We start from the raw sequence: 14,846 nt of genomic DNA, 5'->3' as shown, positions 1-14,846 counted from the left end.
GGCTTAGATCGACTTCAACCGTCTTCAGTTTCTCACCTACAGCCCCCTAAAAGAGTCCTACATGGTGGTTGGCTTTTTTGGAATACCTGCTTCAGTCATGGTCGACAGTTCCCTAGGTGACCCACCGACAAACCTCTGGACATCACGCAAGTAGATTCGCCTAGAAATCAATTAAGTCACCCTATGATCACGAGATTCAAGAACCGGATCGGTTTGGTCGTTGCCCTCATTATTTCTTGTTTGGCAACTCAAGCGCAAGATGTTGCGCCCGTAGAAAAAGTAGCAAACGCATTCACCAATGCAGAGCTCGAAAGCTTCAACGCTGAAGAGATCTCATGGTTGAACTTTGTTGCTGAAGATAGCTACCAGGTAAGCTATATGCCTGGTAAAGAACGCGACTTGGAAGACCTTCTTGCAAGGGACCCGGAAGCTACGCAAACGAATATCAACCCTTTTAAGGCGCAGATCCTCCCAGGTTCTGAACACCAGTATTTCCGTATCGGGGATACCGGATACGTCGTGATTTTCTATTCAGAAAGCCGTTGTCAAACGCTGCTGGACAGAAAGAACATCAACCAACAACCTCACTAAGCTCAAGACATGAAATCAATTCTGACCACTCTGGTCATGGCAGTAATTGTCATGGCCTCTTACGGGCAGCAGATTCCTATCGGAACGGCGAACATCACAGACTGTGGTGCTTTTATCGTTGATAGCGGATACAGTGCTGCTGACTACGGCGACAACGAGGATTTGACCACTACCATTTGTTCAGATGGTACGGAAGCCTCTGATCTTATCAATTTGTATTTCACTGTTTTCAACTTGGGAACAGGTGATGAACTATCTATTTATGATGGTTCTGATAATACAGCTCCTTTGATCGGAACCTACACAGGAACCGAACTTCAAGGTGCCGACATTACCGCAACCAATGTTGCCGGTTGTCTTACGGTTGAATTCACTTCCAATGGTGATGGAGACGTAGGAAACTTCGGTGCAGCGATTAGTTGTGGGATCCCATGTAGTAAACCATGGGCCAATGTTACTTCAGACCAATCAGTACCAGTACAAGTATGTGTTGGTGAAGAGATCACTTTTGATGGGTCTACTTCGACCTTCGTTGGTGATGCCGTTCTTCAGAGTGCCACTTGGGACCTCGGCGATGGAACCTCATCGAACGATTGGCCATCTGTAACATATTCTTACGACGAACCCGGAGCCTACATTGTGCAACTGGCGTTGACCGATGACAGCGACTGTTCGAGTGTGAATGCTCCTGATTACGTGGTCTATGTAAGTACAACTCCTGAAATTGAACTCAGCGCATCTTCTGACGGAGAATGCCTGGGTACAGAAGTCGAACTAACCGCGGAAGTAACTCCAACAACTTGGTCAAATGTTCCAGAAGCCAACTTCGGCGAACCTCAGTGGGTTCCGGACAGTCAGGCTGCTTGTTTCGAACATGAATTGACATTTGAACACTTCATTCCTGGTGCTACGATTTCCGACGCTAGTCAAATCGAAAACCTCTTTGTCAACTTTGAGCACTCATTCATGGGTGACTTGGTGATTACTTTCATTTGCCCTAATGGACAAACACTCGTAACTCACCAACAAAGCGGTGGTGGAACTAACCTTGGTATTCCTGTTGGTGGAACCGACGGGACACCTGGTGAAGGATATGACTATTACTGGACTCCAGATGCGACCAACGGAACTTGGGCAGAAAACTCAGGTGGTACCCTAGCCTCTGGTGAATACGAATCTGTTCAACCATTCTCGAACCTTGTTGGTTGTCCGTTGAACGGTACTTGGGAAATCGAAATCTGCGACCTCTGGGGTGCTGATGACGGTTACCTTTTTGATTGGGCAATCAATGTTGACGAAGGTCTTCATGCCACAATCATTACCTATACCCCTGAATACACCGAAGATTGTGATAACGCTTCATGGACTGACGTCGACGACGAGGGCGCAGATTGTTACAGTGCTACAGTTAGTGGTGCTGCAGCTGGTGCCAACGAATACACTATTGAAGTGACCGATAACTTTGGCTGTTCTTACGAAGAGTCAATTTCAGTGAACTACATCACGGGTGGTGGCTGTAATGCTGCCCCTTCAGCAGTTGACGACACCTTTGAAACCGACGAAGATCTCTCAGGAAGTGGAGATGTAAGTGGTAATGACAGTGATCCAGATGGAGATGATTTAACCTATTCTATATCAACGGACCCCACAAATGGTGCGGTTAACATGAGTGATGACGGACTGTTTACCTACACCCCCAATGATGATTTTTATGGATCTGACTCATTCACCTATGAAGTTTGTGATGATCTAGATCAATGCGTCACTGCAACAGTCACAGTAACAGTGAACGCGGTGAATGATGCACCTATCGTGAACAACGATGCCACAGATGTTGATGAAGACGGTTCGATTGAAATCGCCATTTTAGATAATGATAGTGACCCCGATGGATTGCTTAACACCTCATCCCTCACGATCAGTCTAGAACCTAGTTTCGGTACCGCTGAAGTAACAGCTGATAATACCATCCTATATACTCCGAACGCTGATTTCAACGGCGAAGATGAGTTCTTCTATGCCATTTGTGACGACGCCAGCCCTTCTCCAGAATTATGTGGTACTGGAACGGTCACGATTACGGTAAATCCAATCAACGACGCCCCTAAAGTGATCGACGATAGCGGAATCACAGAAGAAGATGACGATCTAGGTGTTGTTGTTCAAGTTCTGAATAATGACTCCGACGTAGATGGCTCTCTTGATGTAAATACACTTTCCATTTCAGTTCAAGCTGACAATGGGAATGCCGTTGTCTTAGACAATGGAGCTATCCGATATATCCCTGATCCTGATTTCTATGGAACAGATCAGATTACCTATGAAATCTGTGATGACGGTTCACCAACCCCTTCAGCATGTTCTGAAGGAGTGTTAACCATTGAAGTCACAGGCGTAAACGACGGTCTCATGGCCGAAAATGATGCCACTTCAACTTATGAAGATGAAGCAATCAATATCGACGTCTTGGCAAACGACACTGATATTGACGGTTCTGCTGACCCGAGCTCATTGATTATCGTTGAAGCACCAGAACATGGTGAAGTAGTCATCGAAGACGACGGCACCATCACCTACATTCCTGAAGACAACTATGAAGGTGTTGATTTCTTCCGTTACCAGGCATGTGATGACGGCTTCCCTACCCCAGCAATTTGTGATTTGGGTGATGTGGCCGTAACCATCGTACCAGTGAACGATGCTCCAATTGTAGAAGACGATTTGGTGACGTGTTTAATCGAAGAATCAGTAACGGTAGACGTTGCAGCGAATGATTCTGACATTGAGCAATTACTGGATGCCACTTCTGTGACACTGTTAACAGAACCTGCTCAAGGTACCGTTGAAGTCAATGCCGACGGAACGATTACCTACACGGCGAATGCAGATGCCATCGGTTCAGATGCGGTTGTTTATCAGATCTGTGACCTAGGTTCTCCTGAGCCAATCTTGTGTTCAGAAGGAACCCTCGTGATCTTGATCGGTGATGACCGACCAAATCCAGAAGGTGATTATGCCATCACTCCTGAAGATGTCCCAGTTCAAGTAGCTGTCGCTGACAACGATACTGACCCGAATGGAGACCTAGACCTTAGTTCTGTATCTATTCTCGCAGTACAAGGCGAGGGTGTTGCGAACGTCAACAATGATGGCTCGATCACTTTCCAACCAGCTTCGAATTGGTATGGGTTCGCGCTCATCTCTTACCAGATCTGTGACGCACAAGGACTTTGCGAATCGGCTGGCCTAGTTATTGAAGTGACAGAGGTGAACGACGGTATTCAAGCGATTAACGACGTTAATAACGTTCTCAATAACGCTAGCGCGGAAGGGAATGTACTCTTTAACGATACTGACCCTGATGGCCACAGTTTCTCTATAGAAGCAGAATTGGTAGACGAACCGAACTTTGGAACCGTAACAATGGATGAGGACGGAAACTACGTCTACACTCCTTTCGAAGGATACAGTGGTTCAGATTCATTTACCTACAAGATCTGTGACGACTTTGATCCACAAGCATGTGACGAAGGAACAGTGACGATCGAGGTGATTAACACGAATCCAAACGAAAACTCGAACCCAATTGCCAATAACGACATCTTTGTCATGTCTGTCAATGGCACACTCCAAGGATCGGTGTCGTTGAACGACTTCGACCCTGAAGGCGATATGCTAACCGTAGCAGCAGTGCCAATTCTAGCACCAGAACACGGTGAAGTATCCCTAAACGCAGCGGGAGATTTCATCTACGAGCCAGAAGCTGGCTTCGAAGGAGTGGATGAATTCACATACATGATCTGTGAAACAGTGAACGGAAACAACTGTGGTATCGGTATCGTATCGATCGAGGTTGTTGCCCCTGACTTAGGACAAAACCAGGCTCCGGTAGCCATCGACGACATCTTCACGCTATATGAAGGTGAATCGATCACAGCGCAGTTGACAGAGAATGACTTCGACCCTGAAGGAATCCTGCTGCTAGTAAGTGACGACTATTCTACGGAAACAGCACATGGTACCATTTCCATCAGCATCCTTGGGGAATTCACATACACACCAAACGATGAAAACTGGTTCGGTAATGACACCTTCACTTATGAGATCTGTGACAACGAAGGCTTGTGTTCTCAAGCATCGGTAATGCTCAACGTCTTACCGGTGAATGACGCACCTGTCATCGCTACAGTGAACGGATATACTCCAGTTGACGGGGTATTTGACGGACAGTCTCTTGTGATGAATGAAGACGGTACGATCGACATTTGTATCACTCTTGAAGATATTGATGGAGACGGAAACGTATTCCAAGTGGAAAACTCATCAGCAACACATGGTGTGATATCTGATGGTGTTTCAACAACAGACGCTTGTTTCCGTTATGAACCAGAACTCAATTACCACGGTGAAGACCTTCTTGAAATCACTTGGTGTGATGACTACGGAGCATGTGCTTCAGCCTTGGTTCAAATCGATGTACTCCCAGTTAACGACGCCCCTGTTGGTGTGGTTGATGGCGGATCAACGACAGATCAAATCCCACTGGATATTGATGTCTTGAACAACGACTACGATATTGATGGCGACAACCTCACGGTGACAGCCATTCTCGATGAAGGAAATGGAGAAGTAGTCATGAACCCTGATGGAACCATCACTTACATCCCTGAACTAGGATTCTGTGGTGAGGATGAAATCACTTACGTGGTTTGTGACGATGGATCTCCTGAACTCTGCGAAAACGTAACGGTGACCATCACGGTGACGCCAGCAGACTCAGATGGTGACTCTGTTCCTGATTACCTCGAAGGAGTTACTGAAGATACCGATGGTGACGGAGTAATGAACTACCTCGACACAGATTCAGATGGAGATGGAATTCCGGATGAAATTGAGGCTAACCCTACAACTCTAGACCTTTGTACCGTAGTTGTTGTCGATACTGATAACGACGGCATTCCTGACATTCTTGATGCCGATTCAGATAATGACGGCATCAATGATGAAACAGAAGCTGGAAACGGAAACAATCCGGTAGATACTGATGGCGACGGAACGCCAGACTACCAGGATAGCGATTCTGACAACGACGAAATCCCTGATTACGTCGAAAACGGAGACGACGGAGACATCACCGATACAGATGGTGATGACATTCCTGACTACCTAGACGAAGATTCAGACAACGACGGTATCAGTGATGAAGATGAAGCTGGTGAAGACGCAACAGATCCAATCGATACCGATGGTGACGGTGAACCCGACTTCCAAGACACCGACTCAGACGGAGACGGAATCGATGATGAGGAAGAAGCCGGTGACGGCAACGACCCTGTTGATACCGACGGCGATGGAGTTCCTGATTACCAAGATGAAGACTCTGACAACGATGGAATTAATGACGACACTGAAGGTGACGTAGACACTGACGGTGACGGGGTTCCAGATTATCAAGACGAAGATTCAGATAACGACGGAATTGATGATGAAATCGAAGGTGATGTAGACACTGACGATGACGGCATGCCTGATTACACTGATGATGATTCAGATAATGACGGTGTTCTCGACGAAGAAGAAGTAGGTAACCCTGAAGACCCAATCGATACTGATGGCGACGGGAACCCAGACTACGTTGACGAAGATGCTGACAACGATGGAGTACTTGACGAAGACGAATCTGATCAGAACGACTGTGATGGTGACGGAATCGTTGACTCGCTTGACCCAGATGATTGTTTCACTGACCTAGTTATCCCTCAAGGATTCTCTCCAAACGGAGACGGTGTAGGTGACACATGGGTTATCGAAGGACTTGAACAGTTGTACCCTAGAGCATCGGTAACGATTATCAATCGCTGGGGTAACGAAGTGTACAAGGCACTCCCTTACGCTAATGATTGGGATGGTAACGGAAACACCTCTGGTGCCGGAACACTCCCAACAGGAACGTACTACTATATCCTCGAACCAAATGACGGTGTCACAGCCCCAATGCAGGGTTATGTCTACATCAATCGTCAGTAATCATCAAATGCAGAAATCATGAAATTCAATATTTCACATATGAAAAACTTGCTGAAGACCACACTGGCGGTAATCGCGATGCTGACTTTTTCAGCAAACGCTGATGCACAGCAAGACCCAATGTTCACGCAGTACTTCTTCAACCCATTGAGTATTAACTCAGGGTATGCAGGAACGCGTGAAGCCATGAACGTGACCCTACTTGCCCGAGAGCAGTGGGTAGGTATCGAAGGACGACCACGCACCCAATCTTTGGTGATGCACACCCCGCTTCCAAATGAGAGTTTGGCGGTAGGTCTCTCCTTCCGACGAGACGAAGCAGGTCCAACAAAGAACACTTCAATCTTTGGAGACTTCGCTTACCGAATGCGCGTGACTGAGAAATCTCGTCTTGCCCTTGGACTCAAGGCTGGAGTGAGTCTGTTTACAGCTGACCTCACCTCTCTAACAGGCACCGATGGTGAAGACATTAGCTTCTCACAAAACCTACGCAACAAGCCCCTACCGAACTTCGGGTTCAGTGCCTACTGGTGGTCTGATCGCAGCTTCTTGGGTATTTCAACTCCTAAGCTGATTGAGAACGAAGTAGATGGTGCAGATGATTTGATGCAAGGACGAGAAGTACGTCACTATTTCTTGATGGCTGGAACGGTCATTGACCTGAACAGCACATTGAAATTGAAGCCTACAACACTCATCCGCTATGTCAATGGAGCTCCGATTTCATTCGACGTCACTGCCAATCTTTTGATTGATGAACGTCTATGGATCGGTGGTATGTACCGTTATCAAGAGTCAGCAGCTGTCTTGTGTAGCTTCAGTTTGACTGATCAACTCCGTGCTGGATACTCTTATGACTTTCCGCTCACTGATCTCGCTTCATACAGCACCGGATCTCATGAGTTGATGTTGAGCTACGACTTCACATTCAAGAAAGACAAAACGCTTTCACCACGTTACTTCTAATTCGATCACAATGAAAAAGAACATTCTAATCATATTCAGTCTCTTTCTCACGACCACCATGGTGGCTCAAGAAGGAGCACTTCGTAAAGCTGATCGTTCTAGAAATGATTTGGCTTATGCCGAAGCAATTGATCGTTACACCAATCTACTCAATCGAGGAGTTGATAGTAGTCGTGTTGCCCTCGGGTTAGCAGAGAGTTACTTTGCTCTTCGCGACATGCAGGCCGCTGCCGAATGGTATGGCAAGGCCGGTAACCTAGATTCAGACGAAGTATGCCGATTTGCGCATGCACTTCGTAGTACAGGCAACGCTGATCAGGCTGAAATCCTGAGTCAAGGTTGCTCGAATGAATCCTACTCGGCAGAGCTGATCGAAATGATCAAGACAGACAACGGACGTTTCAACGTCCAGAAGGAAGAATTCAATACCGAAGGTTCTGAATTCGGACCTTGCTTCTTAGATGGAGATTTGGTTTTTGTTTCTGACCGTGAAAATGACGTGGCTGTAAAGCGTCGTTTCAAGTGGAATGGACGTCCTTTCCTAGACCTTTATATGTTGACGGAATCAGTTGAAGGAACGCCAGAGTTCACTCCCCTACCCGCTACAGTCAATACAGCGTTGCACGAAGGGCCAGGTTGTTTTATCAATGATGGTGAAACTTTCTACTTCACTCGTAATCAGGCTAACGCCGAAGGGGATCAAACGCGTAAGCTAGAAATCCTCGTAGCTGAAATGGTGGCTGGAGAATGGAGAACTCCAACAGGGTTCACGCATAACAGTGCAGATTACTCAACTGGTCATCCTACCATCACGCGTGATGGCGAATTCATCGCCTTTACATCAGATATGGAAGGCGGACTTGGAGGAACAGATATCTGGATTTGCCAGAAGATGGACGATGGAAACTGGGGCACTCCAGTGAACGCCGGACCAACTGTGAATACGCCAATGAATGAGATGTTCCCGCACTTCGGTGTAGATGAATTCTTGTACTTCTCGTCAGATGGTCACGCCAACCTTGGAGGCTTGGATGTATTTGAAGCACCATTCACCAACGGTTCATGCGGAACAGCACTGAACCTTGGAGCTCCGGTGAATTCAACAGCAGATGATTTCTCTTTCACATTGCGAGAGGACCAACGTGTTGCCTACTTCGCATCCAACCGTGAAAACGAAGCAACCAACGACGATCTCTACAAGGTCAAAGTCTTGAAAGATCGTGAATGGAACTACACTGGTGTTGTAGTTGACGATGCAGGAACAGCAGTGATGAACTGTACTGTCAATGTGCTGAACGCTACTGGTGAAGTCATTGGGACAGCGGTGACGAATAGCAATGGAATCTTTGACTTGGTCACCGATGTTCCAGCTGCAACAGATGCCGAATTAACTTTCAATGCAGGTCCTGCCTTGGCTAGCGCCGAAAAAGCGGTATCAGCGTGTAATCAAGAGATTTACACTTTAGATGCAGGTACCATTGAACTAACCTCATTAGGATATGTTGGTGCGACCGTTATTCGTGACAAAGCCACGAATGAAGGACTAGAAGAAGTTAGAGGAGTGCTGACCAAGCTGGGAACAGATGAAGTGACGGTAGTAACCACCACTAATGACGGAAACTTGAACTTCGATTTGGACCCATCAAGCAGCTATGAGCTCACGCTGTCGAAAGAAGGCTATTTCACGAAATCAGTTTTCTTCAACACCAACAACATTACTACTGGTGTGAACGACCTTACTGCTTTAACTGGCATCGATCTCAACTTCGAAAAGATTGAGGTCAATATGACGGTGCGTATCGAAAACATCAACTACGATTACAACGATTACCGCATCCGCCAAGACGCAGCAACCGAGCTAGACAAGATCATCGCCTTGTTGAACGACAATCCAACAATGAAGATCGAACTCGGGTCACATACTGATGCTCGTGGTAGTGACTCATACAACCTGAAACTAAGTCAAAAGCGTGCGAAAGCCGCTGTTGAATACCTTATTCAAAACGGTATCGCCAAAAACCGCCTCACGTCAAGAGGTTATGGAGAGACCGTGTTGATCAACAACTGTGGAAACGGGAACGACTGTTCCGATGAAGACCACGAGATCAACCGAAGGACTGAATTCCGCGTGACGGAGTTCTGATTTGAATAGTGTACGTAAAGAAAAGCCCCGCAAATGCGGGGCTTTTTTTCTGCAGGTCAAAAGTGCGATCTACAGCTTTTAATAAGCAAACGCAATGGATGCGTTTTGAAGTTCGAGAAGTACCTCCTCTCCAAGCGGTCCTCCCGATTCTTCTTTGAGCAAGATAGAAGTCGAAAAATCGACTTGTAGCGTGGCCTGTCCTTGCTCATTTGCTTCGTATGGTGTAACAGTATGGATCGTAAAGAATGATTCATCGGGTTGCCCTCCAAGAGGGTCACACTCTAGAATCGAAGAATAGCGGTTTCCTCCTTCATCTGTGAAGAATACTTGAATCACGGGTTCGTGTTCGCGTTCAATTTCACTTTCTACCCACGGCAGTTGACAATCATCTAAAGGTAGCTCGATGAATTGGTCAATGAAGGGAACAAACTCAGTTCCATTATCTGTAATGGCCAGTGAAACAGAGATCTCCAACCCAAATCCGAACGGGTCAAATGGAATCACCAAAGGATCCATTCCGATGGTCTGGTAGAAAGACTCATTCACCTCCCAAAGCAAGATCAAGTCAGGGTCAGTGACAGGAGGAAATAGAATAAACTCTTCGGCCTCGTAATCGATGTGCGCATTAATCACTCCAATCATGACATCGCCAGAGCAAGGAGCAATCGGAAATACGGTACAAGTCATACTTCCACCGCACAACAAATCACTTAAATATCCTATCTCAACCGGAAAATTTGGATCGACCTCAACGGATGGATCCTCGCCATCTACCACGGCATTTCCATTCACAAACCAAAACACCTCTTGTTCCTCTGAATTAAGGTGAAGAATGGTATTCACCTCATCTTCAAAACCTAGAGCAACATCAGACTCTCCTAAGCCTTCGATGTGTGCAGCTGTGTTATCGATTTCTTCATCTCCTGCAATGAAACGGAAACTCAATTCCATGCCATCTGAATCGGGCACCGTGATGGTGGTGATTGATTCGAATCCACCAAAGTCGTTGTCCCACGATTCAGTAAACATGTACAATCCGTTGGTACCTGGAGTCATGTCAAAGGCTTCTCCGTTCAAGGTTCCTTCAACCTCGAAATCCGGGGTGCGGTGCACTTCGCTTTCCGGCTCCTCTTTCCGACAAGCAGAAAGGGCCACCAAGCACAGAGCTATGATCAATATCTTTCTCATTTCAGTCTCCAATTTAGTCTGACAATGAAACGCTTATTTCGAGCATCGCTTCCTTCAACCACCGAGTTCAATCCGGTGCTATAAGTGAAGTCTAGTGATGCTGATCGTGTCAATCGGAAGCGGTATCCTCCATGTAAGTTCCACATGAGTGGGGAGAATCCGGTGAGGTAGCCGTAATCTTCAGACTCTGCAACTACCTCTTCACTAAACAAGCTCACCTCAGTGGTTGTCAGCTCGTTCTTCGTGACTGTTACATATTCGAGTCCTGCTCCTCCGAAGAATGAGTGGCGAACGTTCGCATCCCATATCAAAGAAACTGGCAATTCCGCTAGGTAGAGCTTCACCGTTGAGATCTCAGTATAGGAGTACTCGTAACCAAAGCCAGGCGTCACCTCACGGAAGTCTTTACTCACACGTACTTCTGTCAACTGCTGACCTCCAAGTCCTCCTCGAATCCACAGTCCGTTGGCGATGCGTTGTTCGAGTGCAATCCCTGCTTGCGGGTTGAATACGGTAGCTCCTTTGACCGTTCCATAGCCAGCAGCAAAGGCATTTCCAACGTACACCATCAGTTGAGTAGGTTTCACTGACTCACGCAAGAAGTTGCGGTGCTTATCTTCAAAAGTGCGGAACTTAAGTACACCCGACGGATCAACATGACGGTACCCGCGAATGGAAGCGAGCGACAAACCGGTTGGTGCATTAATAGTAGGGGTAGTTGTGGTAGTACGTTCGAGCATTGATCCCCCATACCCCTCAGATTCTACTTCCGTTTCAAATTCTAATTCTGTCCCTAATTCTTCCTTCAATTCTAATTCTTCCTTTAATTCTTCCTTCATCGATCTTGTTCCCAAGTCAGCAACTCCTTCTAGTTGAGGAGTGTCCGATTCCGCGCTAGCGAAAGAGGAAGATGGAGAGGAAGAATGAGAATGAGAATTAGAATGAGAGTGAGAATCTGATGTTGAATTTTCTACTTCATTCACATTGTAGAAAGTTTCTTGGGGAGCGGTATCCGTTGACACCACTTCTTGGGACGACTCATGTTGAATCGGGTCGCGAGAAGTGTTATCCGCAAGCTGCGCCGGGCCATGTCCTGCCGGCAGGAAGTACATCACCACTGCGGCTACCACGACCGCAGCAGGAGGTAACCATGACAATACCTTGCGCACGAACTGCTTGCGCTCTTCGCGCTTCAGTACGGCGAGGGCATCATCCCAGTACTCTTCCTTAAAAGCTTCGTTATGCAGATGCTTTTCCATTCTTTGTCAAATGCTCTAGTTCAGGTTGGAGGAATTCTTTCAACGCTTTTCTGGCCACACTGTAGTGCCAAGCGGAAGTACCCTCCGAAATCTTTAATAGTTCTGCGATTTCACGGTGCTTATAACCATCAATCGCATATAAGTTAAACACGCTACGGGTCATTGGATGCAGCTCAGTGAGCTTCTCTTGGATCACCTCCAGTAGGTTGCTTCCAATACGGAGGTGTTCTGAATTTTCCATTCTGTATTCCTCCACGATATCCGTCCCGATCGCGATATTCTCTTTGTATCGTTTTTGTTTGCGGAACTCATCAATAATGCAATTGACCGTGATGCTCCGAATCCATGTTTTTAGGGCTTGTTCTTTGTTGTACTTATCTAAGTTCAACATGATCCTGGCGAATGAGAGGTTCAGCATCTCCATAGCTTCTTCTCTGGAAGACGCGTAGCGTAGACATATCGAGAACAGGTAGGCAAAGTGATGTTTGTAAAAAACATACTGAGCCTTACGGTCTCTTTTCAGACACCCACGGAGTATCTTGTCTTCCTTGTAGTTCACCAGGTTAAAGGGAAAAGGACCCACTCCGAAAAGTGGATCCTTTAACTATACAATCTTTAGTGTGTTTTCACTAATCGCTCTGTCGCAGAAGCGCCTGTGCTATCTGTCAGTTTCACGATGTAGCTACCTACTGGTAAGTCAGTGATCGATAGTTCGATCTGGATCTGACCAGCTCCCATCTGATGGTTTGCACTGTGTACGAGTTGTCCCATTGACGAGTAGATCTCTACTTGTACCGAACGCTCGTCGGTAACTTCTAGCTGAAGCGTTGTGCGGTGTTGCGTAGGGTTCGGGAACAGCAACATTGATTCCAGGTCATTGCGTGCTGATAAGAATACAGCTTCTTCGGCTTGAATTCCAACGAGTGGGATATTTACTCCACCACCGTTGACACCGTCGCCATCTTCTTCACCTTCGTCTTCGTAGTCACAATCAACTACGTCCAAGCCTTCACATTCTGCCAAGCAAGCAGGCATTTCGAAGATTCCAAATCCTGTGTCTACACATACTAGATCGAATGCTCCTTCGTAATCACAATCACAATCGTAGTCATAGTCATCTCCATCGTAATCGTCATCCCAGCCGCCGTCGTTTCCGTCGCCGTCTTCGAAATCACAGTCTACTACTTCTAGTCCTTCGCATGCTGCCAAACATGCTGGCATTACGATCACCTCAAATCCTGTTTCAACACATACGAGATCAAAAGCTCCTTCGTAGTCACAATCGCAATCGAAATCGCCATTGTCCCAGTCGTCACCCCAATCATCTCCCCAGTCATCACCCCATGGGCAATCACCTTCGTCGTAGTCACCATCGTTGAAGTCACAGTCGCCTTCTACTACCTCGAATCCGAAGCATTCAGCTAGACATGCACTTGGGAAAGGCTCAATTCCGAATGGAGTCTCTACACATACAATGTCTTCCTCCGTTGGCTCAGGACAATCGCACTCTATATCGAATGGATCTTCGTAGTCATCGTCGTAATCGAAATCACAGTCAACGATTTCCAATCCTTCGCATTCTGCAAGACACAATGGCATTTCGATGACGATACCGAATCCAGGATCTACACATACGAGTTCAAAGGCACCTTCGTAATCACAATCACAGTCGTAATCGTAATCATCGTTACCCCAATCATCATCCCAGTCATCACCGCCGTCGTAGATATCACAATCTCCTTCTACTACAGTCAGACCAAGACATTCGGCAAAACAAGCGCTTGGGAATAGCTCAATTCCAAATCCTGTTTCAACACAAACGAAGTCATCTTCGGTTGGCTCCGGACAATCACAATCAACATCCCATGGGTCTTCGTAATCGTAATCATCATCGTTTCCATCTTCGTAATCGCACTCAACGATTTCTAGTCCGTCGCATTCTGCGAAGCACAATGGAATTTCAATAATTCCGAATCCTGTTTCAACGCAAACGAGATCGAAAGCTCCTTCGTAATCACAATCACAATCGTAACCGTAATCATCTTCGTCACCCCAATCGTAGTCATTGTCTCCACCGTCGAAGATGTCACAATCTCCTTCTACTACTTCTAATCCAAAACACTCTGCGATACATGCACTTGGGAATAGCTCAATCCCAAATTCTGTTTCAACACAAACGAAATCATCCTCTGTTGGCTCCGGACAATCACAATCAACATCCCATGGATCTTCATAGTCATAGTCGTCGCCGTAACCGAAATCACAGTCTCCTTCTACTACAGTCAAACCTAGACACTCTGCGAAACAAGCACTTGGAAATGGCTCGATTCCAAAGTCTGTTTCTACACATACCAGGTCATCTTCAGTTGGTTCCGGACAGTCACAATCGAAATCGATTGGGTTATCTCCTCCTCCATTGAAGTCACAATCACCTTCAACTATTTCCAGTTCAAGGCATTCAGCAATACATGCGCTTGGCATCGGGAAGATATCTCCCTCCACTTCCACACACACGATGTCCTCCGGAGTCGGTTCCGGACAGTCGCAGTCGATCCCGAATGGATCGTCTCCCTGGGCAGATGCAGCTAGCCCCAGGAGGCCGAAAAAGGCTGCGATCATTACTCTCTGTAAAGTTTTCATACGCATTGGTTTTTGGATTAAATTTCCTTCAC

8 protein-coding genes are annotated in these 14,846 nt (G+C 46.6%); 4 read left to right on the top strand and 4 right to left on the bottom strand.

Annotated features, from left to right (window positions below):
- The first annotated feature begins 183 nt into the window (after positions 1–183).
- Genes RA156_RS01830 through RA156_RS01815 form a run of 4 tightly spaced genes read left to right on the top strand, consistent with a single transcriptional unit; the run spans position 184 to position 9,727 of the window.
- A complete protein-coding gene (locus RA156_RS01830; protein ID WP_306642317.1) occupies positions 184–591 on the top strand; it encodes a hypothetical protein in 408 nt (135 codons plus the stop codon).
- Between the two features lie 9 nt (positions 592–600).
- A complete protein-coding gene (locus RA156_RS01825) occupies positions 601–6,618 on the top strand; it encodes an Ig-like domain-containing protein (protein ID WP_306642315.1) in 6,018 nt (2,005 codons plus the stop codon).
- 39 nt (positions 6,619–6,657) lie between these two features.
- Positions 6,658–7,584: a PorP/SprF family type IX secretion system membrane protein gene (locus RA156_RS01820; protein WP_306642313.1), complete on the top strand. Its 927-nt coding sequence runs from the start codon at positions 6,658–6,660 to the stop codon at positions 7,582–7,584.
- A 10-nt stretch (positions 7,585–7,594) separates the two neighbouring features.
- Positions 7,595–9,727, top strand: coding sequence for an OmpA family protein (locus tag RA156_RS01815; RefSeq protein ID WP_306642312.1), 2,133 nt, complete (start codon positions 7,595–7,597; stop codon positions 9,725–9,727).
- 78 nt (positions 9,728–9,805) lie between these two features.
- Here RA156_RS01815 and RA156_RS01810 read toward each other — a convergent pair whose 3' ends face one another.
- Genes RA156_RS01810 through RA156_RS01795 form a run of 4 tightly spaced genes read right to left on the bottom strand, consistent with a single transcriptional unit; the run spans position 9,806 to position 14,814 of the window.
- Positions 9,806–10,915, bottom strand: coding sequence for a hypothetical protein (locus tag RA156_RS01810; protein WP_306642311.1), 1,110 nt, complete (start codon positions 10,913–10,915; stop codon positions 9,806–9,808).
- Positions 10,912–12,174: a hypothetical protein gene (locus RA156_RS01805; RefSeq protein WP_306642309.1), complete on the bottom strand. Its 1,263-nt coding sequence runs from the start codon at positions 12,172–12,174 to the stop codon at positions 10,912–10,914. Before RA156_RS01805 ends, RA156_RS01810 begins: the two co-directional genes overlap by 4 nt.
- Positions 12,155–12,733 (bottom strand): RNA polymerase sigma factor, encoded by a 579-nt coding sequence (locus RA156_RS01800; RefSeq protein ID WP_306642307.1) that lies wholly within the window; start codon positions 12,731–12,733, stop codon positions 12,155–12,157. The genes RA156_RS01805 and RA156_RS01800 overlap by 20 nt, the downstream gene beginning before the upstream one ends.
- Positions 12,734–12,789: 56 nt before the next feature.
- On the bottom strand, positions 12,790–14,814 hold the full coding sequence (locus RA156_RS01795) for a T9SS type A sorting domain-containing protein (RefSeq protein ID WP_306642305.1): 2,025 nt from the start codon (positions 14,812–14,814) through the stop codon (positions 12,790–12,792).
- Positions 14,815–14,846 lie beyond the last annotated feature (32 nt).

Origin of the sequence: Sanyastnella coralliicola, from assembly GCF_030845195.1 — a bacterium.
GTDB classification, from domain to species: Bacteria; Bacteroidota; Bacteroidia; order Flavobacteriales_D; family Sanyastnellaceae; genus Sanyastnella; species Sanyastnella coralliicola.
Note: the sequence above shows the minus strand (reverse complement) of the source record. Positions and strands in the feature narration are given on the sequence as shown.